A 22,456-nucleotide genomic window follows, 5' to 3' on the forward strand; every position below is an offset into this window, starting at 1 on the left:
GGTCAGTATTGGTCAGTCTTTTATTCGTTGGGGCGCCGCCAGGCGTTTCAATGCGTGTTTCGTTCGGAGCCGTTTGCGGAAATCCACGAACGGGCATCCTCGAAATCCCGGGCGATCTGTTCTTTCAATTCATCGACAGAAGCGAACTTTTCCTCGTCCCGCAGGCCATGCCGGAACACGACTTCCAGGTGCTGGCCATAAAGTGTGCCAGCAAAGTCAAACAGGTGCACTTCCAGGGATGGCTGCTTGCCATCCACGGTTGGCCGCAGACCTATGTTGGCAACGCCATCGTAAACGGCGCCATCATCCAATGTGGCTGCAACCACATACACACCTCGTAGCGCAGACAAACGGTGCAAAAGAATATTCGCCGTGGGCGCGCCGATCTGACGTCCTAGTTGTCTGCCGTAAACCACCCTGCCCCGGATGCGATAGGGGTGCCCGAGCAGAGCTTCAGCCTGCTCCAGCCCGTTCACCGTGAGCAGATCCCGCACCCGGCTACTGCTCACACGCTCGCCTCTCACCGTGACCGTTCGGGTGTTCTCAACAGTGAAGCCCGCGCCCGGACCGAACTTCTCCAGCAATGCAAAATCTCCGGCCCGATCACAGCCAAACCGGAAATCGTCGCCCACCACCAGGTGTTTGACGGCCAGCCCCTCGATCAGGATGTCTTCAATAAAGCCCATGGCAGAATAGCTACGAAAGGCCTGGTTAAAGCGAATGCACAGAACAATGTCGACACCCTCAGCCAGCAGTGCCTCGAATTTCTGACGGAAACCCATCAATCGCGGCGGAGCCTCACGACCCTGAAAAAACTCCCTGGGCTGGGGCTCGAAAATCATCACCACGGAAGGCACACCCAAGGCGTTGGCCTTGCTTCTGACCTGGTCAATGATGGTCTTGTGGCCCAGATGCACACCATCAAAATTACCGATGGTGGCGACACACCCATTGGCGAGTGGAGAATCCTCCCGCCGGGACAGCTTTTTAAGGTTGGTCAGGCCCCGGATCAGACGCATGTAATGCGAACCTTCAATTGCCAGCTAGCTTTCAGCGTTTGCCTTTTCCGCAACGCTGGTGAGAAAACGCGCGATTATACCTTACCTCTGGCGGAAATGTCTTACCCGAACCCCGGCCAGCGCCAGGGCAACAAAGTAAACAGCCACTCCAGCCCCCACCAACACCGCCATATCCGCCGCACGCTGGTAGCCACCGTTCGCCAGCCATACCGCCACCGGCGACTTCAGCCAGAAGATAACCGCGGCCAACGCACCATTGGCGAACAAAACCTGCAGCAGGAATCGGGGCCAGCCGGGCTGGCTCCGCCAGGCACCTTCCTTGCGCAGACCTCGCCACAGGAGATACCCATTCAGCCAGGCTGACAGGGAGGTCGCCAAAGCCAGCCCGGCATGGGCGAGGGGAAAAATCAGAATCAGGTTGAATACCATGTTCGCCACCATGGCAATGACACCGATCTTTACCGGCGTCTTGGTATCCTCGCGGGCAAAGAAACCCGGGGCCAGCACTTTAATCAACATGAACGCCAGCAACCCTGCGGAATAGGCCCGCAGACTCTGAGCCGACATCGCTACATCCCGGTCGGTCACCTCGCCGTAATGGAACAGGGTGGCAATCAGCGGCTCGGCCAGCAAGGCAAGGGCCAGTGCTGCCGGCAAACCAATCAGCAGGACAGCACGAACAGCCCAGTCCAGCGTTGCTGCAAACTGATCCGCCGAAGCCGCTGTGTGTTTGCGGGACAGGCTGGGAAGAATTACCGTGGCGATGGCAATGCCAAATACACCCAAGGGCAACTCCGCAAGGCGGTCGGAGTAGTACAGCCAGGAAACGCTGCCGGTCTGGAGAAACGACGCAAGCACGGTGTCCAGGAGAAGATTGATCTGACTGACCGACACCCCGAACAGGGCCGGGACCATCAATTTCAGGATTCGGCTGACGCCTTCGTGGCGATAATCCACCCTCGGCCTGGGTAGCAGGCCCAGGCGCATGAGAAACGGCAGCTGGAAGAACAACTGCAAAGCACCGGCAATAAAGACACCCCAGGCCAGTGCCATGATGGGCTCATCCATCAGAGGCGTCAGCCAGATCGCCGCTGCGATCATGGCCAGATTCAACAGAACCGGAGTAAAGGCCGGCACCGCAAAGCGGTCGTAGCTATTGAGAATGCCGCCGGCAAACGCCGTCAGGGAGATCAGCAGTAAATAGGGAAAGGTGATGCGCAGCATGTCGCTGGTCAGGGCAAACTTCACATCATCATCAAGAAACCCCGGCGCAAAAACCGCCGTCAATACCGGAGCTCCCAAGATCGCAACGAGTGTTACTCCCAGCAACACCAGACCCAGCGAACCGGACACTGCATTAACCAGCCGCCGTACATCCGACTGGGACTGGCTCTCCCGATAGGACGACAACACGGGCACGAAGGCTTGGGAAAAGGCGCCCTCAGCAAAAAGCCTGCGCAAAAAATTCGGAATCTTGAAGGCAACAAAAAAGGCGTCCGCGCCGGCGCCAGCGCCGAAATAGCGCGCAATCACCATGTCCCGAACCAGACCAAGCACCCTGGAGAACATGGTCATAATGCCCACAAGCCCAGAGGACCTGAGCAGGCCGGGTGCTTTGGGTAATCGCTTCTGTTCCAGGGGTAATTCAGGTTCCGAAGACATGCAGGCTCTGGTCTGGCAATGTGGACATGGATAGATTGCGGCGAGTTTACCACAGGCCTTCTGTGTCAGGGCATGAAATGGGTTTTAGCCTTGACATTTCGAGGTTTGAGCGGCATAGTTCCGCGTCATTAATTTCGACGCGCTGGTTTTGGCGCGCCCGCGATGTAACGAATCATTCAGCAACGAATTTGAGATTTTCAGGAGTTTTACGGTGGCAAATTCCCCGCAAGCCAAGAAGCGCGCACGTCAGAACGAGAAGAACCGCAAGCACAATGCAAGCCTGCGTTCCATGGCTCGTACTTACATGAAAAAAATCCAGTCCAAGATTGAAGCCGGCAACTACGAAGAAGCTCAGGCTGCTTTCCAGCAGGCCCAGCCGATTCTGGACAGCATGGTTAACAAAGGTATCTTCGCGAAGAACAAGGTTGCTCGTCACAAGAGCCGCCTGAGCGCCAAGATCAAGTCTCTGAAGAGCGCATAATTCGCCCGATTTCAGAAGCAAAAAAACCGGCCAGATGGCCGGTTTTTTTATGCTTCAGAAATAAGCATCACACAATAACCAGGTTATCCCGGTGAATCATTTCCTCGCCCGAGATATAGCCCAGAACCTCGGCAATCCGGTCACTCGATCTGCCGGCAATGGCCCTAGCCTCGTCGGCACTGTAATTCACAAGCCCCCGAGCAATCTCCTTGCCTGCCTGATCAACGCACGACACCATCTCGCCTCGGCGAAACTGCCCGACCACACCCTTTACGCCCACGGGAAGCAGACTGCGCCCACCAAGACACACCACCTTCACCGCACCATCATCCAGGGTTAACTTGCCCCGGGTCTGCAGATGGCTGGCCAGCCACTGCTTGCGGGCAGCGATCCGGCCCTGCTCCGGGAGTAGCAAGGTGCCGATCACATCACCCTGTCGCAACCGGCCGATCACACCCTCGATACGACCACCAACGATAACGGTAAACGCCCCAGACCGGGCGGCCAGGCGGGCAGCCCGCAACTTGGTCAGCATGCCACCGCGCCCCAGCGCACCGGCACCACCTCCGGCCATAGCGTCCAGCTCATGGTCACCAGCCTTACGCTCAGTGACCAGCCGGGCATCGGCGCTCTTCCTGGGATCCTTGTCAAACAGACCAAGCTGATCGGTCAGGATAATCAGCCCGTCCGCCTCAATCAGGTTTGCCACCAGCGCGCCCAGGGTGTCGTTGTCACCGAACCGGATTTCGTCGGTCACCACGGTGTCGTTCTCGTTGACGATCGGCACTACGCCAAAATCAAGCAACGCCCTGAGCGTACTGCGACCATTGAGGTATCGCTTGCGGTCTGAGAGGTCATCGTGGGTCAGAAGAATCTGGGCAGTGTGGATATTGTGCCGCTTGAACTGGGCCTCCCAGGTTTGAACCAACCCCATTTGCCCAACCGCAGCGGCGGCCTGCAGTTCATGCAATTGCTCCGGCCTTACCGTCCAGCCAAGACGACTCATCCCCTCGGCCACCGAACCGGAGGAGACCACCACCACCTCCACACCTTCTTCAACCAGTTCTGCAATCTGGTCCACCCACAAGCCCAAAGCAGCCACATCCAACCCCCTGCCATCGTTGGTCAGCAGGGCGCTTCCGATCTTGATAACCAGGCGACGAGCCTGGCGCAACTGTAGGCGTTCAGTCATGGTGCGTAAGGGGTCTCTCTGGTGTCAGCCCTGCTTTACTCGGGCGCGTAAACCACTTCGACATCGTAGTCATCATCGTCGAAGTCATCGTCATCGTCGCTGTTCTCGCGGGCAGCACGGCGGGCTTGACGCTCTGCCTCGATACGGACCCGGGCCTCATCATCCATCTGCCGACGACGCCGGGCTTCGCGTTCCGCAACCTCAGGGTTCTGAGCCTCTTCTTCGGCCTGCTCTTCAATCCAGCGCATAACGGCCTGAACCAAAGGCCTGGTGCCCTCGCCACTGAGCGCGGAAATCCGGAACACCGGGCCCTCCCAGCCAAGCTCATCAACAATAGCCTGGCAATGGGCATCGCGGTCCTCATCAGCCACCATATCCACTTTATTCAGCACCAGCCATCTGGGCCGACTGGCGAGGGTTTCACTGAACTTCTCAAGCTCGTGCGCAATAGCTCGGACTGCATCCGCCGGCGAAGAGCCGTCGTAAGGCGCCACATCGACAAGGTGCAGCAAGAGCCGGGTGCGGACCAAATGCTTGAGGAACCGGATACCCAGCCCCGCACCTTCAGCGGCCCCCTCAATCAGACCGGGAATGTCGGCAATCACAAAACTCTGATGCGCCTGCACACTGACGACCCCGAGGTTAGGCACCAGGGTGGTAAAAGGATAATCCGCCACTTTCGGACGGGCCGCCGACACCGAACGGATAAAGGTGGACTTGCCGGCATTGGGCATACCCAGCAGTCCGACATCCGCCAACACCTTCAGCTCTAGCCGCAGGTTGCGCAGTTCGCCCTCAGAACCCTTGGTAGTCTGCCGGGGCGCGCGGTTAACCGAGGACTTGAAGCGGGTGTTACCAAGGCCATGAAAACCGCACTGGGCAACCTTCAGACGCTGCCCTGCATGGGTCAGATCCCCGAGCACCTCATGAGTATCCATATCCACAACGGTAGTGCCCACCGGCACAGGCAGAACAAGATCCTCACCCTTGGTACCGGTGCAGTTGCGGCCGGAGCCCGGCTCACCATTCTGAGCCTTGTGTTTACGCTGAAAACGGTAATCGACCAATGTATTGAGCGACTCGTCCGCTTCCAGAAATACGGAACCACCATCACCCCCGTCGCCGCCGTCCGGGCCACCCTTGGGAACGTATTTTTCACGCCGGAAGCTCAGGCAGCCATGACCGCCCTTGCCGGCCTCCACAATGATGGTGGCTTCGTCTACGAATTTCATGAATCAACCCTTTGCGCAATGCGCATAAACTAAAAAGCCCCGCAGCCTCAAGGAAGCTTTGCGGGGCTCCGGATCGCTCTGACTCTCCTATTCTACCAGGAAATCAGCGCCACCCAAGGTTCGACAGAACCGGATCGCCGCTGCTTACGCAGCAGGAACGATGCTCACGAACTTGCGGCTCTGCGGGCCTTTGACTTCGAACTTCACCTGGCCGCCTGCTTTCGCAAACAGGGTGTGGTCCTTGCCAATGCCAACGTTGCTACCAGCGTGAAAACGGGTTCCACGCTGACGAATGATGATGCTGCCTGCAGAAACAGTCTCACCGCCAAAGCGCTTCACACCAAGTCGTTTCGACTCAGAATCGCGACCATTACGGGTACTACCTGCTGCTTTTTTATGAGCCATTACAAGCCTCCTTATATAAGGGGTTACGCGAGGGTCTTAACCCTGGATACCCGTGATCTTGACTTCAGTAAACCACTGACGGTGGCCCTGACGTTTCATGGAATGCTTACGACGACGGAACTTGATGATATTAATCTTGTCGTGACGGCCGTGGCTAACCACTTCCGCAGTCACTTTGGCACCATCAACAACCGGCGCACCAACCTGAACCTTGTCGCCATCGGCGATCAGCAGAACGCGATCAAACTCAATGTTACCGCCGGTTTCAACTTCCAGCTTTTCAAGCTTCAGGGTTTCGCCTTCTTTTACACGGTGTTGCTTACCACCGCTAACAATAACTGCGTACATTTACTCGTTCTCCACGATTGACCCATCCCTGCTCTTATCCACCTGGTTCTAAGGGAAGCGCTCTGGCGACCCTATAGCAGGGAGCGCAGGTTGGGATGAGTTGGGCGCGTGATTGTACGAAAAGACGCCTCGTAACACAAGCCAAGTTGACACTACCGGCTGCAATACCTAGCATTGCCGCGACCTGCCTTTATTATCAACGAATGCAACGACGATACCACCAGCAAGGGATCCACAAGCCGCATGACAGCCCAGCGCATCTACGACACCGTGGCCGACGACTTCAGCCGCGTTAATGACCTGATCATCCAGCGGCTTTCCTCAGACGTTCCCCTGGTGGAAAAAATCGCCCAGTACATTATCGAAAGCGGTGGTAAGCGACTGAGACCACTGCTGGTTTTACTTTCCAGCCAAGCCGCGGGCTACGAAAAAAACGATCATCTAAAGCTAGCTGCCGTCATTGAATTCCTGCACACCGCCACTCTGCTCCACGACGATGTGGTAGACACGTCAGACATGCGCCGGGGCCGAAGCACCGCCAATGCTCGCTGGGGCAATGCCCCAAGCGTATTGGTAGGTGATTTCCTCTACGCCCGGGCCTTCGAGATGATGGTGGAGCTCAAAAGCCTGCCTATTATGGAAGTTTTATCCCGCGCCACAGCCGTGATTGCCGAAGGCGAAGTCATGCAGCTGATAAACGTGAAAAACCCGGACCTGACCGAAGACCAGTACATGAAGGTCATCCATAACAAGACCGCCATGCTTTTTGAAGCTGCCTCCCATACTGGCGCCCTACTGGCCGAAGCCAATGACGACCAGGAACGGAATCTGAAAGACTACGGCAAATACCTGGGCCTGGCGTTCCAGCTGGTGGACGATGTTCTGGATTACCGCGGCGATGCCGAAGCCATGGGCAAGAACGTGGGAGATGACCTGGCCGAAGGCAAGACCACCCTGCCCCTGATCTACGCCATGGCCCACGGCACCGACGACGAGCGCCAGTTGATTCGCCAGGCCATTCGCAAAGGTGGGCTGGACGAGCTACCCCGGATTCTGGAGATTGTTGAGCGCTCCGGCGCCATTGAATACACCATGACCAAAGCCCGGGAACAAGCCAACCTGGCCAAAGAATGCCTGAAATTCCTGCCCGCTTCCGGACACAAAGCCGCCATGGAACTGCTCACCGAAGTTGCAGTCGCCCGGGTCAGCTGATTTGAGCATCGGGTCAGATGAACGCATTCAACTGACCCTGGCCCCGGTTTCAGTCCAGGTGTTCACGGCCATGAGGTGCATCGAAGTCCAGCTTGGGGCCAACCGGCACAATCTGGGTCGGGTTGATGGTCCGCTGGCTGACATAGTAGTGGCGCTTGATCTGCTCGATATCCACTGTTTCCGCCACACCCGGCACCTGATACAGATCGCGAACGTAAGCAGAAAGCGCCGGGAAGTCGCTGATCCGCTGGCGATTACATTTGAAATGGCTGTAATACACCGCATCAAACCGGATTAACGTTGTGAATAGCCGCCAATCCGCCTCCGTTAACTGTCCGCCCACCAGATACCTCTGGCCCGCCAATCGATCCTCCAACCAGTCCAGAGACTCGAAAAGCGCCCTGTAAGCTTCCTCGTATTTGTCCTGCGCAGTGGCAAAGCCCGCTTTATAGACACCGTTATTCACTGTGTTGTAAACCCGGGCATTCACCTCAGCGATTTCACCCTGCAATGCCTCGGGATAAAAATCGAGATCGGTGCGAACGCCATCGAGCCCATTAAATGCCGAGTTGAACATCCGGATAACCTCGGCCGACTCATTACTGGCAATCGTCTGCTTTTCCTTATCCCACAACGTCGGCACGGTCACCCGCCCGGAATACTCAGGCGCAGCTTTGGTGTAGACCTCGTGCAGAAACCGGAAACCGTGCAAATGATCCCGATGCTGTTCACTGTCCGGCCGGAACTCCCAGCCGTTCTCCACCATGTCCGGATGCACCACCGACACCGAAACATGCTTTTCCAAACCCTTCAGCTTCCGAAAAATCAGCGTCCGATGCGCCCAGGGGCACGCCATGGACACATAAAGGTGATAACGCCCAGACTCGGCCTTGAAACCACCCTCACCATCCGGCCCGGGCGAACCGTCGGGTGTTACCCAGTTCCGAAACCGTGCCGCCTCACGCTCAAACTTGCCGCCGGTCTTGTCAGTGTCATACCACTGGTCGTGCCACTTGCCATCGATTAACAGGCCCATAAGAAGGCTCCTCAGAAATTCTGAATCATGGAAATCTGGCCTTTCCCCTAGGCCAACTATTTAACAGGCAGAATAACGGCGACCCTGCTACCCTCTCAAACAAGCATTTCTGGCCAACAACCTCAGATAATTCGAACATGCACACAGCCATCACCATAGACGCCCTCAAAGTCCTCGATGCCATCGACCGCAAAGGCAGCTTTGCCGGCGCCGCCGGCGAACTCTTCCGGGTGCCCTCAGCCATCAGCTACACCGTCCAGAAACTGGAAGAAGACCTGAATGTTGCCATCTACGACCGCACGGGGCACCGCGCCAGGCTAACCCCTGCTGGCCGTTACCTCCTGGAGGAGGGGCGCACCCTGCTTGAGGCAGCCGAAAACCTCGCCCACACGACCCGACAAGTGGCCCAGGGCTGGGAGACCAGACTCAGAATCGGATTCAACTCCTTGCTGCCGGCAGACTGCCTGTTCCCGGCAATCAGGGACTTCTATGAGCTCGGCGTACCGGTGGACGTGCAAATCGTAGAGGAAGTCTTCGCTGGCACCTGGGACGCATTGCAAAGCCGCCGGGTTGATCTGATCATCGGCGCCGACAATTTCAGCAAACCGGCGGGGAACTTCACGACCAAAGCCCTTGGCGAAATGCCATTCGTGTTTGCTGTCGCCACCGGGCACCCTCTGGCAATCGCGGAAGAGCCTCTTTCAGAAGAGGATATCTCGCGATACCCCGCAGCCGTGGCGGCAGACACATCGCGCTCATTGCCCGCGGGACATGCCGGCATTTTTCGCCGGCAACGAACCCTGACTGTCGCCAACATTGACCAGAAAATTGCCATTCAGACTGCAGGACTTGGGGTTGGGTGGCTACCCGAGTCGAGGATCAACCAGCAGCTCAAAGACGGCACCCTGGTCGCCAAGCAGGTGCACGAGCCTCGCCAGCCCATCATGCTGCACCTCGCCAGACATGCGGAAGACCAGGGCAAGGCTCTTATGTGGTTCTGGGAGCGGCTAGGCCGGGAAGAAGTTATACCACCAATGCCGAAAGGAGCACTCTGATGCGGCAGCTGTCCGAACTGGACGCCTCATTTCTGTACCTGGAATCGGAAACGACCCCGATGCATATCGGCGGAGTCTATCTCTTTGATGCCAGCGAACGCGAAACACCTCTGGCCTTCAGCACATTTGTTGCCTACCTTCGCAGCCGGCTCCACGTGGTGCCAGTGTTCCGCCAACGCCTCAAGGAAATCCCCCTGCGCCTGGGCCGCCCCTACTGGATCGACGACCCGGGCTTCAGCATCGAGCGCCACCTCGCCTACGTCAACCTCGGCGAACACGGCCGCAAGGCCAGCCTGATGACGCTGGCCTCCAAGATTCTGGAAGAGCCCCTGAAAAGAGACCGCCCCCTTTGGCATATAACCTTCGTGGACGGTTTCAAGCTGGATGAGGAGGATGCCGGCAGTGCGGGTTTTGCGCTGATCGTGAAGTTACACCACGCGGCTATCGATGCCTTCAGCGGCGAAGAAATCATCGGCAAGTTACTCGAGTACTCCCCGGAGCCTCACCCAATTACTCCACCCCGGCCCTGGCACCCCCGCCCAGAGCCGTCAGAGGAACGAGTCATGTTGCAGGCAGGCGCGAATATCCTTCGGACGCCGCTGCAGTTCACCGCACTCGCGGTCAATGCCGCCGAAGCCACTGCACGGGGACTGATTCAGAAACAACTGCGCAAGCTGCCGTTGCCACTGCCACTATTTTCCGCGCCACACAGCCCGTTTAACCGGCAGATTACCGCAAACCGGCAGATAATCGCAGCCAGCGTTCAGCTCTCGCGACTAAAAGCGATCAAGGCATCCCTCGGCGATGTTACGCTGAACGACGTGGTTCTCGGCTTGTGCGCCGAGACCCTCCGACGCTACCTGACCAGCGAAGGGGCGGATGCCAGCAAATCCCTGGTGGCAATGACTCCAATTTCTGTTCGCTCAAACAGCTTGCGCAGGGCAACCGGAAACCAGATGTCCGCCATGCTGCTGGACCTTGCCACCAGCGAGCCAAATCCTGCCCAACGGATTCGCCGGATTCATTGGAACGCGGTCGCTTCAGAGCCCTATCGGGAGGCCATAGCTGCTGACCGACTCACGGAACTCCTGCCTTCGACCATGCTTGCCCTATCCGCCAGGCTATATTCGGAATTGCAGATTGCCCAGCGCTATCAGCCCGTATTTAATCTGCCAATCACTAACGTTCCAGGGCCACAGGTACCACTGTATTTACAAGGCGCACGACTGGTTCAGCAGTACAACACGGCGCCGCTGTTCGACAGTATGGGCCTGGTGATAGTCGCGGTAAGCTACGAAGGCAGGCTGACACTGAACTTTACCACCTGCCCCGATGTAGTCGCGAACGGGGATTCATTGCAGGCCCATGTCGCTGAAAGCCTGGATGCGATTGAGGAGGCGATACACCGGTTCGGGGCAGATGACAACCATGAACCTATACTCGCAAGTACAACCCAAACCCTGGCTGATGATGCGATGACGGCGCTGGAGGGGCTGCTAAAAAAAGCCTTGAGCCGTTTCCGGGACTGAATCCCGTCCGGAAACGGCTGGCGTAGAATCAGGCCTTACTCAAACGCCCACCGGAGAAATGCTTTCTTCTCCTCATCGCTGGCGGTTTCCCAGACATCCTTGAGCTGCTCCAGGGCGTTACCAGCGTTGGCGGAGGCGCCACCAGGCTGCGGCTCAGGGATGGGAGTTCGGGACGCGGCGATCCCTTCAGCCGGATCCCAGACGCTCGAGCTTGCCACTGACCGCCCCGACGAAGAAACAATGGCCGCGGAAAACTCCGGCATCATACGCTCTGCTTCCTGCCGGGTGGTCGGCCGATCAAACTCAAAACGGTAGGTCTCACCAGCCAAAGCTTCGAAACGCGCCACCTGAGGCTCACTTTCGATAACGTGAACTTTCGATTCCCCGTTGCTGACCACTCCGGTTTTCGCCCAAATGGTTTTGTAAACAAAGACCACCTCGTTGTCACCGGGGAGCAAAGCGTAGTCCAGCGCCAGATCGTCCATCAGGAAATTGGTCATATTTCGGTCGTTAACCCGGACCACCCGGATTTCACCCGGCGTCTTGAGTGTAGCCGCGCGCTCTGCACCCTCCGGATTACCATCCCAGGTTTCGACGACACTGATACTGGAAGCACAACCCACCAGAGACAACGCAATCAATGCTGCCAGCCCGGCACGAAGGCTGACGCCGTGTTTGTGCCAGCCTTTCATCATCGATTCGAAAACACGGTTAACATGACAGATGCTCATTTAATCTCCTTGGCTATGAGGAACAAAACAGATTCAGGCTCGCGCCGGCCCCGTAGCATTCTGACGAGTGCATCTGACAAGGGCAAGACAAGGGCACAGCTTTTGGCGACCCGTCTCGAGCCGGAGCTCTTTATCCCGTTTGAGACGCAACCCGTAAAAATGTAAAAAAATGTTGAATTTGCCCGGTATTGGTTTAATTTTAAACAGATCGGCAAACATTAACGCGGCGCCCCAAAAACAGAACGAAAAAGCGGGCACAGGAGACACCATGGATACCCAATGCAGAACCGGAGAACAAGAGCCGGTTCCCTTTCGCAGTAGTCGATTCTTTTGTGTGGGGAGCAAATGGTACTTCACTACCCGGGAAGGCTTTGACAGTGGCCCTTTTGCTTCACGGGAACGGGCCGAGACAGGCTTAAAGCGGTTTTTACACGTTGTTCGATTGTTACCTGAAGAACAACAACTCCATTAAACAGGGGCCTCGTTGAGGCCCCTGAATCATTACAGGCATCCTGGAGGGGCACTTCCGGTTCAGACGTCCCGCCTCTCAGGCTCAGCGCCTGCTCCTGAAATGATCGAACCCGGTATCTCCACCACACGGCTTACCATCGAGAAACAGCCCGGGCCGCGATTCAACAGTACCGATCACCGACAGTTGTTTCCGGATCTCGTCCGGAGCATTTTTCCAGCGCTCTGCGGGGATTGTCAGGCACAGCTCATAGTCATCACCGGACCGCAGCGCAAAATCCAGCGCTGCATCGCCTTTCAGGCGTTTCAGAGGCATTGATACTGGCAGTCGGGCGCTGTCGATTCTCGCGCCGACCTCAGAGGCTTCAAGAATATGTCCCAGGTCCGCAAGTAGGCCGTCGGAGATATCGACAGCGGCACTCGCAATGCCGCGGACAGCGCTGCCAAGTGCGAGCCTGGGCCGCGGAGAATGATAACGATCCAACACAGCTGCAACATGTGGCGAAGGGCTCGCCTCGTTAAGGTAATCCAGGGCCGCACCGGCGTCTCCTAGTGTTCCGGAGACCGCAACAAGGTCGCCCGAGCGCGCGCCCGAACGTCGAATGGCGGTTCCCTGCTCAACCGTTCCATGCACCTGAAGCGTCAGCGTCAGTGGGCCAGAGGTTGTATCACCGCCAGCCAGCGCCATCCCGAACGCTTTGCTGGCTCTGCTCAGCCCCCGAGCAAAACCTGCAAGCCATTGCTCATCTGCCTCGGGCATGGTCACCGCCAGGGTGAAACACTCCGCGTCTGCCCCCATGGCGGCCAAATCGCTCGCCGCTACAGCCAAAGCACGCCAACCAAGGTAATCCGGACGATAATTTCTGGGAAAGTGGACACCCTCCACGAGGGTGTCCACGGAGAAGACCAGATCCCGGCCCGCGGGAATCCGCTGAATCGCGCAGTCATCCCCCGGCCCCAGAATCAGGGAACGGGATTTCTGCTGCCCCGCGAGCGGCAAAAAATACCGCTGAATTAACTCAAACTCCCCCATCAGCTATCGGGAACGGGAGCGAGTCTCGGCGAGCCGAAGTCGACCACTCAGCTTGTCGAGGATGCTGTTGACGAACTTATGGCCCTCGGTGCCACCAAAACGCTTTGCCATTTCAATGCCTTCGTTGATGACAACTTTGTAGGGCACATCCAGGCGATGTTTCAATTCATAGGCTCCAAGCCGGACAATGGCCAACTCCACCGGATCCACCTCATTGATCGGGCGGTCCAGAAACGGCTCAATCAGTTTGTCCAGTTCACCCTGCTCCCGATGCACGCCACGGAGCAGGTCGCGGAAGTACAGCAGGTCGACCTTACTCGTGTCATTGTCGACCATGAACTCGGCCTCAATGTCAGAAATGGCCGTTTTGCTGAAATGGCGCTGATAAAGCCCCTGCATGGCCAATGCCCTGGCGCGACGTCGATCACCGGCTTTTGGCTGGCCAGCCGGCATCGGCTGTGGTGATGTACCTTCAGTTTCGCTCATTACTCACCCAGTTTCTTGAACAGGCTGACCATTTCAAGGGCCGTGATGGCCGCTTCGGCGCCTTTGTTACCCGCTTTGGTGCCCGAACGCTCGATAGCCTGTTCGATTGAATCCACCGTCAGTACACCAAAGGTCACCGGTACGTCCGTATCAAGGCTTACCGCGCCGATACCACTTGAGGCTTCACCGGCAACGTATTCGAAATGCGGTGTTCCGCCGCGAATGACGGCACCCAGCGCAATGATGGCATCGTACTCACCCGTTTCCGCTACGCGTTTGACGGCCAGTGGCATCTCATAGGCGCCAGGCACCCGCACAATGGTGACATCATCATCTGAAATCCCGTGGCGGCGCAAAGTATCCAGCGCGCCTTCAACCAGACTTTCAACAACAAATCCGTTAAAACGGCCTACCACCAGGGCATAACGCCCAGTGCACTCGGTAAAATCACCTTCAATTACTCTGATATCTGCCATCGATGGCTCCTTCACGTGTCGCGGCACCAAAGCCGCGACCGGGTTTATCATTCAGGGGTATACGGAACGTACTCAACAACTTCCAGATCAAAACCGGAAATTGCCGAGAATTTGATCGGCGGACTCAGCAGGCGCATCTTGCCCACACCGATATCCCGGAGAATCTGGGAACCAGTGCCCACGGTGAAATAAACACCGGAGCTGCCCTTACCGGAGGACCCTTGCCCTTCGTCAAAAAATTCGTGGATGCGGTCTTCCAGATTGTAGCTGTCCTCGGCGCTGTTCAGCAGGACAACCACACCCTTCCCCTCGGCTGCCACCTTTTCAAGGGCGTGGTGCAGTGGCCAGCTCCGGGAATCCTTGCGACGGGCACCCAGCAGGTCTCGCAGAGTATCGGTAATGTGAACGCGCACAAAGGCCGGCTCTTCCGGGGAAATATCCCCCATCACCATGGCCAGATGAGTAGCACCCTGGATATTGTCGCGGTATGTACGAAGGCTGAAAACGCCGTATTCGGTATCCAGATCGTTCTCTTCCACACACTCAACGGTACGCTCGTTCATGGTGCGGTAATGAATCAGATCTGCAATGGTGCCAATCTTGAGATCGTGTTTTTCGGCAAATCGTTCCAGATCTTCCCTACGAGCCATGGAACCGTCGTCATTCATAATCTCGCAGATAACACCTGAGGGCTCACAGCCCGCCAGTGCAGCAAGATCGCAGGACGCCTCGGTATGGCCTGCACGACTCAGAACACCGCCCGGATCTGACATCAAGGGGAAGATGTGACCAGGCTGAACGAGGTCACTGGCCTTGGCGTTGCGGGCCACGGCAGCCTGAACCGTTCGGGCACGGTCGGCGGCAGAGATACCGGTAGTCACACCCACGGCCGCTTCAATGGACAGAGTGAACTTGGTACCGAAACCGGATGCGTTCTGCTGAACCATCAACGGAAGACCCAGCTGCTCACAGCGATCCCGGGTCATGGGCATGCAGATGAGGCCGCGGCCAAATCGGGCCATGAAGTTAATGGCTTCGGCCGTGCAATGCTCTGCCGCCATTACCAGATCGCCCTCATTCTCGCGATCCTCGTCGTCCATCAGAATGACCATCTTGCCCTGACGGATATCTTCAATGATGTCTTCAATACTGTTCAGTGCCATATGGTTTTGCACCCTTGCGAAGTTCCGGCAGCCGCTTGCTGATGGAATCTCCTGAATGTATGGATTACCGGCGAACGAGAATCAGGCGCTGATCCTCCCCCACCTGACGTCGGTCCAGCACCTCCCATTGTACTTTATCGGCCATGGTTTCCAGCGGAAGGTGCGCGGTCGGACGCCCTGTACTACCCAGGAACACTGGCGCCTGATAAAGCCAGAGTTCGTCTACCAGACCTTCGCTGATGAACGTGCCGGCCAGTGTGGGGCCCGCTTCGACCAGCAGCTCGTTGATGCCGAGCTCCCCCAGGGAGTCCAGCAGTTCGGCAAGATCAATGCCGTTGTCTTTCCAGGCGACGCCAGTCAGGCTGATGCCGAGTGCTGCCAGATCCTGGGCCGGTGCCGTCGCCAGTGTTGATGACGCACAGAACACCTGCACATTACCGCCCCGCAGAATCTTCGCCGAACAGGGCGTGCGCGCGTCCCGGTCTGCGATAACTCTCAGGGGCTGCCTAGATGGCTCCGTGGCATCACCGATATCGCCCAGCTCTTCACGGCGAACCGTCAACGATGGATCATCAGCCAGAACGGTACCGACTCCCGTGAGGATGGCATCGCTGATGGCTCTGAGGCGCTGAACATCCCGCCGGGCATCGCTGCCGGTTATCCACTGGCTCTCGCCGGAGGCCATTGCCGTGCGGCCGTCCAGGCTGGCCGCCATTTTCAGGCGCACCCAGGGACGGCCGGTATTCATACGCTTCATGAACCCCGGATTCAGGCGCACCGCCTCGTCCGCCAGCAGCCCTTCGGTAACACGAACTCCGGCTTCCCGGAGCATATCCAGTCCACGCCCGGACACCGAAGGGTTTGGGTCCTTTGTCGCCGCATAGACATGGGCCACCCCCGCATCAATCAGAGCCCTGGCGCAGGGCGGTGTGCGGCCAAAATGGCTGCATGGCTCCAGAGTTACATAAGCCGTGGCACCCCGGGCATCCGGTCCAGCCTGGCTCAGCGCACGGATTTCGGCATGGGCTTCGCCGGCACGTTCATGCCAGCCTTCCCCGAGCACCAGATCGCCCCGGGCAATGACACAGCCAACCCGGGGGTTGGGATGCGTCGAGTACCGACCGCGCCAGGCAAGCTGGACAGCCCGCGCCATCATGGCCCTGTCGCGGTTTTCGATCATGCCTTTCCTTCGGGAGAGTGGTTATCCGCCAGCGCCTTGGCAACATCAACGGCCGCATCTCCGTTACTGGCCGACAGGCGCTCAATTTCTTCCTTGAACTCGTTGATATCCTGAAAGCTGCGGTATACCGACGCGAAACGGACGTAAGCCACCTTATCCAGCTGGCGCAATTCGGTCATTACCTCTTCGCCCAGCTGCATTGATTTCACTTCCCGCTCGCCCGTTGCCCGCAGACGATACTTGATACGGTTCAGGGCCGCATCAATCTGCTCAATGCTGACAGGCCGCTTTTCCAGCGCTTTCATGAGGCCCGAGCGCAGCTTTTCCTCATCAAAGGGCTGCCGTGTGCCGTCTTGCTTGACCACCCGAGGCATCACCAGCTCGGCGGTCTCGAAGGTGGTAAACCGCTCCCGGCACGACAGGCACTCCCTGCGGCGGCGCACCTGGTCACCCTCGGCCACCAACCGGGAGTCAATCACCTTGGTATCTGCTTCACCACAGAAAGGACAATGCATAGTCAGGAGCTCCGGAGAGGGTGCCGGGCTGATCGTTCATCAATCAACCCGGCGGATCTGGCCTGTAGTCCAGCTATAAAAAGATCAGCCGTAAACAGGGAAACGGGCACACAGAGCGCTAACCTGCTCACGAACCCGGCTGTTTACTGCCTCATCGTCCAGATTTTCAAGGATGTCGCAGATCCAACCAGCCAGATCACGACACTCGGCCTCGCCGAATCCTCGGGTGGTAATGGCCGGAGTGCCGATCCGCAGCCCGGAGGTTACGAACGGAGAGCGCGGGTCATTGGGAACCGCGTTCTTGTTAACGGTGATGTGGGCACGGCCCAGCGCTGCATCAGCGTCCTTACCAGTAATGTCCTGTTTGATAAGGCTCAGCAGAAACAGGTGATTCTTGGTACCACCGGACACCACATCAAAACCACGTTCAACAAACACCTCGGCCATGGCCGAGGCGTTTTTGACCACCTGCTTCTGGTAGGTTTTGAACTCATCGCTCATGGCTTCCTTGAAGCACACGGCCTTGGCGGCAATCACGTGCATCAGCGGGCCGCCCTGACCGCCCGGGAACACCGCGGAGTTCAGCTTCTTCTGAAGATCTGCGTCGTCACAGGCCAGGATCAGGCCGCCGCGGGGACCGCGAAGGGTCTTGTGGGTGGTGGTCGCAACCACATGAGCGTGGGGAATCGGATCTGGGTACACACCAGCGGCTACTAGGCCGGCAACGTGCGCCATATCGACAAACAGAAAGGCACCAACCTTGTCTGCGATTTCACGGAATCGGGCAAAATCCAGCTCCTGGGAATAGGCAGAGAAGCCGGCAATGATCATTTTTGGCTTGTGCTCAACCGCCAGCGCTTCCACTTCGTCGTAATCAATCAGCCCGGTTTCCGGGTTCAGGCCATACTGCACGGCGTGATAGATCTTGCCCGAGAAGTTGACGCTGGCGCCATGGGTCAGGTGGCCGCCGTGGGCCAAGCTCATACCGAGAACGGTATCGCCGGGCTTCAGAAGCGCCATAAACACAGCTGAGTTGGCCTGGGAGCCCGAATGCGGCTGCACGTTGGCGTAGGCCGCACCAAACAACTCTTTGGCGCGATCAATGGCCAGCTGCTCGGCAATATCCACAAACTCACAGCCGCCGTAGTAGCGCTTGCCCGGATAGCCTTCAGCGTACTTGTTGGTCAGCACGCTGCCCTGGGCTTCCATAACCCGGGGGCTGGTGTAATTCTCGGACGCAATCAGCTCGATGTGAGCTTCCTGACGCTTCTCTTCTGCCTGCATGGCGTTCCAGAGCTCGTCGTCAAAGCCGGCGATTTTCATTTCACGATTAAACATGGATGCGCTGCCCCTGTGTGCTTGGCTGGCCCGGAGAGCTTTGGAAATCTCCGCAGGCTCCCTGAAAAATTGGGCCGCTATTCTATCGTACAAACGGGTGAAAAATCATCCTTTATACCGTCCGCAGATACCGGCATGCGGCCAGCTCCGGTTTCCGCTCAATTGCTATCACTGATAGGTTTCGATACCTTACCGGATCAATAGCACGCAGTCCGACCAGCAGCGGCGGGAATACCCCGCCGCGCGCGCGATCAACCTTTGAATTCACGAACCTGTTTTGTAAAGAGGTTTAAGCCAACATGGCCCAATACGTATATACCATGAACCGCGTGGGCAAAGTGGTTCCACCCAAGCGGGAGATTCTGAAAGACATCTCGTTGAGCTTCTTCCCCGGCGCCAAAATTGGCGTACTCGGCCTCAACGGTTCCGGTAAATCCACACTGCTACGCATTATGGCGGGTGTTGACCAGGATTACATCGGCGAAGCCCGGCCCCAGCCCGGCATTAACGTGGGCTACCTGCCCCAGGAGCCGGAACTGGACGAAGAGAAAACCGTGAAGGAAATCGTCGATGAGTCGGTCTCAGGTGTTCATAACGCCCTGGCCGAACTAGATAACGTCTACGCGGCTTATGCCGAACCGGATGCGGATTTCGACGCCCTGGCCAAGAAACAGGGTGAACTGGAAGCCTACATCCAGGCCACTGACGGCCACGACATTGAACGCAAGATGGAAGTCGCCGCCGACGCGTTGCGCCTCCCGCCCTGGGATCAAAAGGTAAGCGTTCTGTCTGGTGGTGAGCGCCGCAGGGTGGCCCTGTGCCGCCTGCTGCTGTCCGGCCCGGACATGTTGCTGCTGGACGAGCCTACCAACCACCTGGATGCCGAATCCGTCGCCTGGCTTGAGCGCTTCCTGCACGATTACGACGGCACCGTGGTTGCCATCACCCACGACCGCTACTTCCTCGACAATGTCGCCGGCTGGATTCTGGAACTGGACCGAGGCCATGGCATTCCGTTCGAAGGTAACTACAGCCAGTGGCTTGAGAACAAGGAAAAGCGTCTGGAGATGGAGTCCAAGCAGGAAGCCTATCACCAGAAAGCTATCAAGGAGGAACTCGAATGGGTTCGCAGCAACGCCAAAGGCCGCCAGTCCAAGAGCAAAGCCCGTCTAGCCCGCTTTGAGGAGATGAGCTCCCAGGAATTCCAGAAGCGCAATGAAACCAATGAGCTGTACATCCCACCTGGACCGCGCCTGGGCAACAAGGTGATCGAAGTGGAGGGTATCAGCAAGTCCTTCGGTGACCGTCTGCTCTACGACAACGTGTCTTTCAGCGTACCGCCTGGTGCCATTGTGGGCATCATCGGTGGTAACGGTGCCGGCAAATCCACCCTGTTCAAGATGATCGCGGGCTACGACAAACCCGATTCCGGTGACATTACCGTTGGTGAAACCGTGGAGCTGGCCTACGTCGACCAGATGCGTGACCTGGATGGCAGCAAAACTGTCTGGGAAGAGCTCTCCGACGGCAACGATATTATCAAGGTAGGCAACTACGAGACCCCGTCCCGGGCCTACGTCGGACGCTTCAACTTCAAAGGCAGCGACCAACAGAAACGGGTTGGCGACCTGTCCGGGGGTGAGCGTAACCGCCTGCATCTGGCCAAGCTGCTCAAGGAAGGCGGCAACGTCCTGCTGCTGGACGAACCGACCAACGATCTGGACGTGGAAACCCTGCGCGCCCTGGAAGAAGCGCTGCTCAACTTCCCAGGCTCCGCCCTGGTGATCTCGCACGATCGCTGGTTCCTGGACCGAGTAGCCAGTCACATCCTGGCGTTTGAGGACGATGGCGAAGTGGTCTATTTCGAAGGTAACTTCACCGAATACGACGCAGACTTCAAGAAGCGTAAAGGCGATTCTGCCATGCAGCCCAAGCGCATGAAGTTCAAGAAACTTGCCTGAGGGTGACTGAAAAGGGGTCAGATGAAAGCTTTCATCTGACCCCGTCTTTACCGCGCCCCATCCCCAATCTTCCAGGAACTCTCCATGGCCAAAGCCAAAACCGCGTATGTCTGCACTGACTGTGGTGCAGACTATTCCAAATGGCAGGGCCAATGCACCGCCTGCCAGACCTGGAATACCATCAGCGAAGTCCGCGGCCTCAGCAGCAATGCCAAGGGCGGCCGCGGAACCCGCTTTGACGGCTTCGCTGGCAGCCTGTCGGAAGTTCAGAGCCTCGACGACGTAAGCCTCGCTGAGCAGCCTCGCATCAGCTCCGGCATGCAGGAGTTCGACCGGGTTTTGGGCGGCGGCCTGGTGGAGGGCTCGGCCGTCTTGATGGGCGGCCATCCCGGCGCCGGCAAGAGCACCCTGCTGCTTCAGGCGGTGTGCCACCTCGCCGCCAGCGTCCCCGCGCTTTATGTCACCGGAGAAGAATCCCTGCAGCAGGTCGCCATGCGCGCCAAGCGGCTGGGATTGCCAACCAAGGACCTGAAAATGCTGTCTGAAACCAGCGTTGAGCGGGTGATGCAGGTCGCGGAAGCGGAAAAGCCGCGAATTCTGGTGGTAGATAGTATTCAGGTTATGCACGTGGCCGATACCGAGTCGGCTCCTGGCAGCGTGTCACAGGTGCGTGAAAGCGCCGCCTTCCTGACCCGCTTTGCCAAGCAGACCGGCACCATATTGTTCCTTGTCGGCCACGTCACCAAAGACGGCAGCCTGGCCGGCCCGAAAGTGCTCGAGCACATGATCGACTGCTCCATCCTGCTGGAAGGCTCCAGCGACAGTCGCTACCGCACATTGCGCGGCATCAAGAACCGCTTCGGCGCGGTGAATGAGCTGGGCGTGTTTGCCATGCTGGAGCAGGGCCTTAAGGAAGTGAAAAACCCCAGTGCCATTTTCCTTAACCGAGGCGAGGAAGCGGCGCCCGGCAGTGTGGTAATGGTGGTGTGGGAAGGCACCCGGCCAATGCTGGTGGAAATCCAGGCCCTGGTGGACATGGCCCAGGGTGGCTACCCAAGGCGCGTGGCGGTTGGCCTGGACCAGAACCGGCTGGCAATGCTTCTCGCCGTGCTGCACCGTCACGGAGGCATGCATATATCTGATCAGGACGTGTTCGTGAACGTGGTCGGTGGCGTCAAGGTGAACGAAACCAGTGCCGACCTGGCGCTGCTGGCCGCCATTGTCTCCTCATTCCGTGACCGCGCCCTGCCCCAGGACCTGGTCATTTTCGGGGAAGTGGGCCTGTCGGGCGAAATTCGGCCGGTACCGAGCGGACAGGAACGCATCAACGAGGCCGCCAAGCATGGCTTCACCCGGGCCCTGGTGCCCAAATCCAATGCCCCGCGCAAGGCCATAGAGGGCATGAAGGTGATTCCGGTGACCAAGCTTAGTGATGCGCTTTCTGCCCTTGAAGACCTTTAGGCAGACCTAATCAATCAGATGGGCAAACTCCCTGTCCAACAACGCCTGGTCACCAAGGTTAAGTTCAACAAGACGCTTGAGATGGGTAGCGCTGTCGAGATCGATATACTGGCATTTGAAACCAAGCCTATGCGGCTCCACATGCCGGAGCTCCACCGCCATAACAATGCCCGCCTCATGATCGTTCAGGTGAACAATTACTTCGCAGGGCTGCTTTAACGGCACATTCCACCCGTCTGGCCGCTTTACCAGGACGCCTCTCAATGAAATATCGAGCACCTCCGTTGTCCAGACAGATTCCTGGCAGTGAAGTTCACAGGGCGCATCGAATTCGATGCGGTGAAAACGGCGTTTATCAGGGCTCTTGGCGGGCAAGTGGTTACTCCTGTTTACCAGTTTCATTTTACCTGACTATAGACCGGACAGAAGGGTGCTTCCAGAGGAGTTTGAGGTAGACCGCAAAGGTTGTCGGA

23 protein-coding genes are annotated in these 22,456 nt (G+C 57.7%); 7 read left to right on the forward strand and 16 right to left on the reverse strand.

Annotated elements, in window-relative coordinates:
* Positions 1 to 47: 47 nt before the first annotated feature.
* Together ribF and murJ are read right to left on the reverse strand one after the other, a co-directional pair.
* A complete protein-coding gene (gene ribF / locus ACN0XM_RS18005; RefSeq protein ID WP_417568317.1) occupies positions 48 to 1,019 on the reverse strand; it encodes a bifunctional riboflavin kinase/FAD synthetase in 972 nt (323 codons plus the stop codon).
* An 81-nt stretch (positions 1,020 to 1,100) separates the two neighbouring features.
* The gene (murJ, locus tag ACN0XM_RS18010; protein ID WP_417568318.1) at positions 1,101 to 2,681 is read right to left on the reverse strand and encodes a murein biosynthesis integral membrane protein MurJ; all 1,581 of its coding nucleotides are present in this window, start codon (positions 2,679 to 2,681) and stop codon (positions 1,101 to 1,103) included.
* A 211-nt stretch (positions 2,682 to 2,892) separates the two neighbouring features.
* Between murJ and rpsT the strand changes: the two genes are divergently transcribed.
* Positions 2,893 to 3,162, forward strand: coding sequence for a 30S ribosomal protein S20 (gene rpsT / locus ACN0XM_RS18015; protein WP_099619844.1), 270 nt, complete (start codon positions 2,893 to 2,895; stop codon positions 3,160 to 3,162).
* Between the two features lie 67 nt (positions 3,163 to 3,229).
* Here the strand turns inward: rpsT and proB are convergent, their stop codons facing one another.
* From proB to rplU, 4 genes are all read right to left on the reverse strand, one after another.
* Positions 3,230 to 4,354, reverse strand: coding sequence for a glutamate 5-kinase (gene proB / locus ACN0XM_RS18020; protein WP_417568319.1), 1,125 nt, complete (start codon positions 4,352 to 4,354; stop codon positions 3,230 to 3,232).
* 35 nt (positions 4,355 to 4,389) lie between these two features.
* The gene (cgtA, locus tag ACN0XM_RS18025; protein WP_417568320.1) at positions 4,390 to 5,586 is read right to left on the reverse strand and encodes an Obg family GTPase CgtA; all 1,197 of its coding nucleotides are present in this window, start codon (positions 5,584 to 5,586) and stop codon (positions 4,390 to 4,392) included.
* A 144-nt stretch (positions 5,587 to 5,730) separates the two neighbouring features.
* The gene (rpmA, locus tag ACN0XM_RS18030; protein WP_417568321.1) at positions 5,731 to 5,991 is read right to left on the reverse strand and encodes a 50S ribosomal protein L27; all 261 of its coding nucleotides are present in this window, start codon (positions 5,989 to 5,991) and stop codon (positions 5,731 to 5,733) included.
* 36 nt (positions 5,992 to 6,027) lie between these two features.
* Positions 6,028 to 6,339, reverse strand: coding sequence for a 50S ribosomal protein L21 (rplU, locus tag ACN0XM_RS18035; RefSeq protein WP_417568322.1), 312 nt, complete (start codon positions 6,337 to 6,339; stop codon positions 6,028 to 6,030).
* Between the two features lie 243 nt (positions 6,340 to 6,582).
* Here rplU and ispB point away from each other — a divergent pair, with 243 nt between their 5' ends.
* Complete coding sequence (ispB, locus tag ACN0XM_RS18040; RefSeq protein WP_417568323.1) at positions 6,583 to 7,551, forward strand: octaprenyl diphosphate synthase; 969 nt, start codon at positions 6,583 to 6,585, stop codon at positions 7,549 to 7,551.
* A 49-nt stretch (positions 7,552 to 7,600) separates the two neighbouring features.
* Here ispB and ACN0XM_RS18045 read toward each other — a convergent pair whose 3' ends face one another.
* Positions 7,601 to 8,587, reverse strand: coding sequence for a glutathione S-transferase family protein (locus ACN0XM_RS18045; RefSeq protein ID WP_417568324.1), 987 nt, complete (start codon positions 8,585 to 8,587; stop codon positions 7,601 to 7,603).
* 137 nt (positions 8,588 to 8,724) lie between these two features.
* On the opposite strand from ACN0XM_RS18045, the gene ACN0XM_RS18050 reads away from it, so the two are divergent.
* Complete coding sequence (locus ACN0XM_RS18050) at positions 8,725 to 9,642, forward strand: LysR substrate-binding domain-containing protein (RefSeq protein ID WP_417568325.1); 918 nt, start codon at positions 8,725 to 8,727, stop codon at positions 9,640 to 9,642.
* Positions 9,642 to 11,171: a WS/DGAT/MGAT family O-acyltransferase gene (locus ACN0XM_RS18055; protein ID WP_417568326.1), complete on the forward strand. Its 1,530-nt coding sequence runs from the start codon at positions 9,642 to 9,644 to the stop codon at positions 11,169 to 11,171. The genes ACN0XM_RS18050 and ACN0XM_RS18055 overlap by 1 nt, the downstream gene beginning before the upstream one ends.
* 35 nt (positions 11,172 to 11,206) lie before the next feature.
* Here ACN0XM_RS18055 and ACN0XM_RS18060 read toward each other — a convergent pair whose 3' ends face one another.
* Positions 11,207 to 11,902 carry a DUF2057 family protein gene (locus tag ACN0XM_RS18060; RefSeq protein WP_417568327.1) on the reverse strand — a complete coding sequence of 232 codons (696 nt, stop codon included), beginning with the start codon at positions 11,900 to 11,902 and terminating at the stop codon, positions 11,207 to 11,209.
* Positions 11,903 to 12,170: 268 nt separating this feature from the next.
* On the opposite strand from ACN0XM_RS18060, the gene ACN0XM_RS18065 reads away from it, so the two are divergent.
* Positions 12,171 to 12,374, forward strand: a complete 204-nt coding sequence (locus tag ACN0XM_RS18065) for a DUF6316 family protein (RefSeq protein ID WP_417568416.1) — start codon at positions 12,171 to 12,173, stop codon at positions 12,372 to 12,374.
* Positions 12,375 to 12,455: 81 nt separating this feature from the next.
* On the opposite strand, the gene thiL is transcribed toward ACN0XM_RS18065, so the two are convergent.
* From thiL to glyA, 7 genes are all read right to left on the reverse strand, one after another.
* Positions 12,456 to 13,403: a thiamine-phosphate kinase gene (gene thiL / locus ACN0XM_RS18070; protein ID WP_417568328.1), complete on the reverse strand. Its 948-nt coding sequence runs from the start codon at positions 13,401 to 13,403 to the stop codon at positions 12,456 to 12,458.
* A gap of 3 nt (positions 13,404 to 13,406) precedes the next feature.
* On the reverse strand, positions 13,407 to 13,889 hold the full coding sequence (nusB, locus tag ACN0XM_RS18075) for a transcription antitermination factor NusB (RefSeq protein ID WP_417568329.1): 483 nt from the start codon (positions 13,887 to 13,889) through the stop codon (positions 13,407 to 13,409).
* On the reverse strand, positions 13,889 to 14,365 hold the full coding sequence (gene ribE / locus ACN0XM_RS18080; RefSeq protein WP_417568330.1) for a 6,7-dimethyl-8-ribityllumazine synthase: 477 nt from the start codon (positions 14,363 to 14,365) through the stop codon (positions 13,889 to 13,891). The genes nusB and ribE overlap by 1 nt, the downstream gene beginning before the upstream one ends.
* 47 nt (positions 14,366 to 14,412) lie before the next feature.
* The gene (gene ribBA, locus ACN0XM_RS18085; protein WP_417568331.1) at positions 14,413 to 15,528 is read right to left on the reverse strand and encodes a bifunctional 3,4-dihydroxy-2-butanone-4-phosphate synthase/GTP cyclohydrolase II; all 1,116 of its coding nucleotides are present in this window, start codon (positions 15,526 to 15,528) and stop codon (positions 14,413 to 14,415) included.
* A gap of 64 nt (positions 15,529 to 15,592) precedes the next feature.
* Positions 15,593 to 16,708, reverse strand: coding sequence for a bifunctional diaminohydroxyphosphoribosylaminopyrimidine deaminase/5-amino-6-(5-phosphoribosylamino)uracil reductase RibD (gene ribD, locus ACN0XM_RS18090; RefSeq protein ID WP_417568332.1), 1,116 nt, complete (start codon positions 16,706 to 16,708; stop codon positions 15,593 to 15,595).
* Positions 16,705 to 17,223, reverse strand: a complete 519-nt coding sequence (nrdR, locus tag ACN0XM_RS18095) for a transcriptional regulator NrdR (protein ID WP_417568333.1) — start codon at positions 17,221 to 17,223, stop codon at positions 16,705 to 16,707. Before nrdR ends, ribD begins: the two co-directional genes overlap by 4 nt.
* Positions 17,224 to 17,307: 84 nt before the next feature.
* Positions 17,308 to 18,561 (reverse strand): serine hydroxymethyltransferase, encoded by a 1,254-nt coding sequence (gene glyA, locus ACN0XM_RS18100; protein WP_417568334.1) that lies wholly within the window; start codon positions 18,559 to 18,561, stop codon positions 17,308 to 17,310.
* Between the two features lie 299 nt (positions 18,562 to 18,860).
* Between glyA and ettA the strand changes: the two genes are divergently transcribed.
* Together ettA and radA are read left to right on the forward strand one after the other, a co-directional pair.
* Complete coding sequence (gene ettA / locus ACN0XM_RS18105; RefSeq protein ID WP_417568335.1) at positions 18,861 to 20,522, forward strand: energy-dependent translational throttle protein EttA; 1,662 nt, start codon at positions 18,861 to 18,863, stop codon at positions 20,520 to 20,522.
* 84 nt (positions 20,523 to 20,606) lie between these two features.
* Positions 20,607 to 21,983 (forward strand): DNA repair protein RadA, encoded by a 1,377-nt coding sequence (gene radA / locus ACN0XM_RS18110; RefSeq protein ID WP_417568336.1) that lies wholly within the window; start codon positions 20,607 to 20,609, stop codon positions 21,981 to 21,983.
* A 6-nt stretch (positions 21,984 to 21,989) separates the two neighbouring features.
* Here radA and ACN0XM_RS18115 read toward each other — a convergent pair whose 3' ends face one another.
* The gene (locus ACN0XM_RS18115; RefSeq protein WP_417568337.1) at positions 21,990 to 22,358 is read right to left on the reverse strand and encodes a PilZ domain-containing protein; all 369 of its coding nucleotides are present in this window, start codon (positions 22,356 to 22,358) and stop codon (positions 21,990 to 21,992) included.
* Between the last annotated feature and the right edge of the window lie 98 nt (positions 22,359 to 22,456).

The sequence above is a fragment of the Marinobacter sp. genome, assembly GCF_048269445.1.
GTDB lineage: Bacteria > Pseudomonadota > Gammaproteobacteria > Pseudomonadales > Oleiphilaceae > Marinobacter.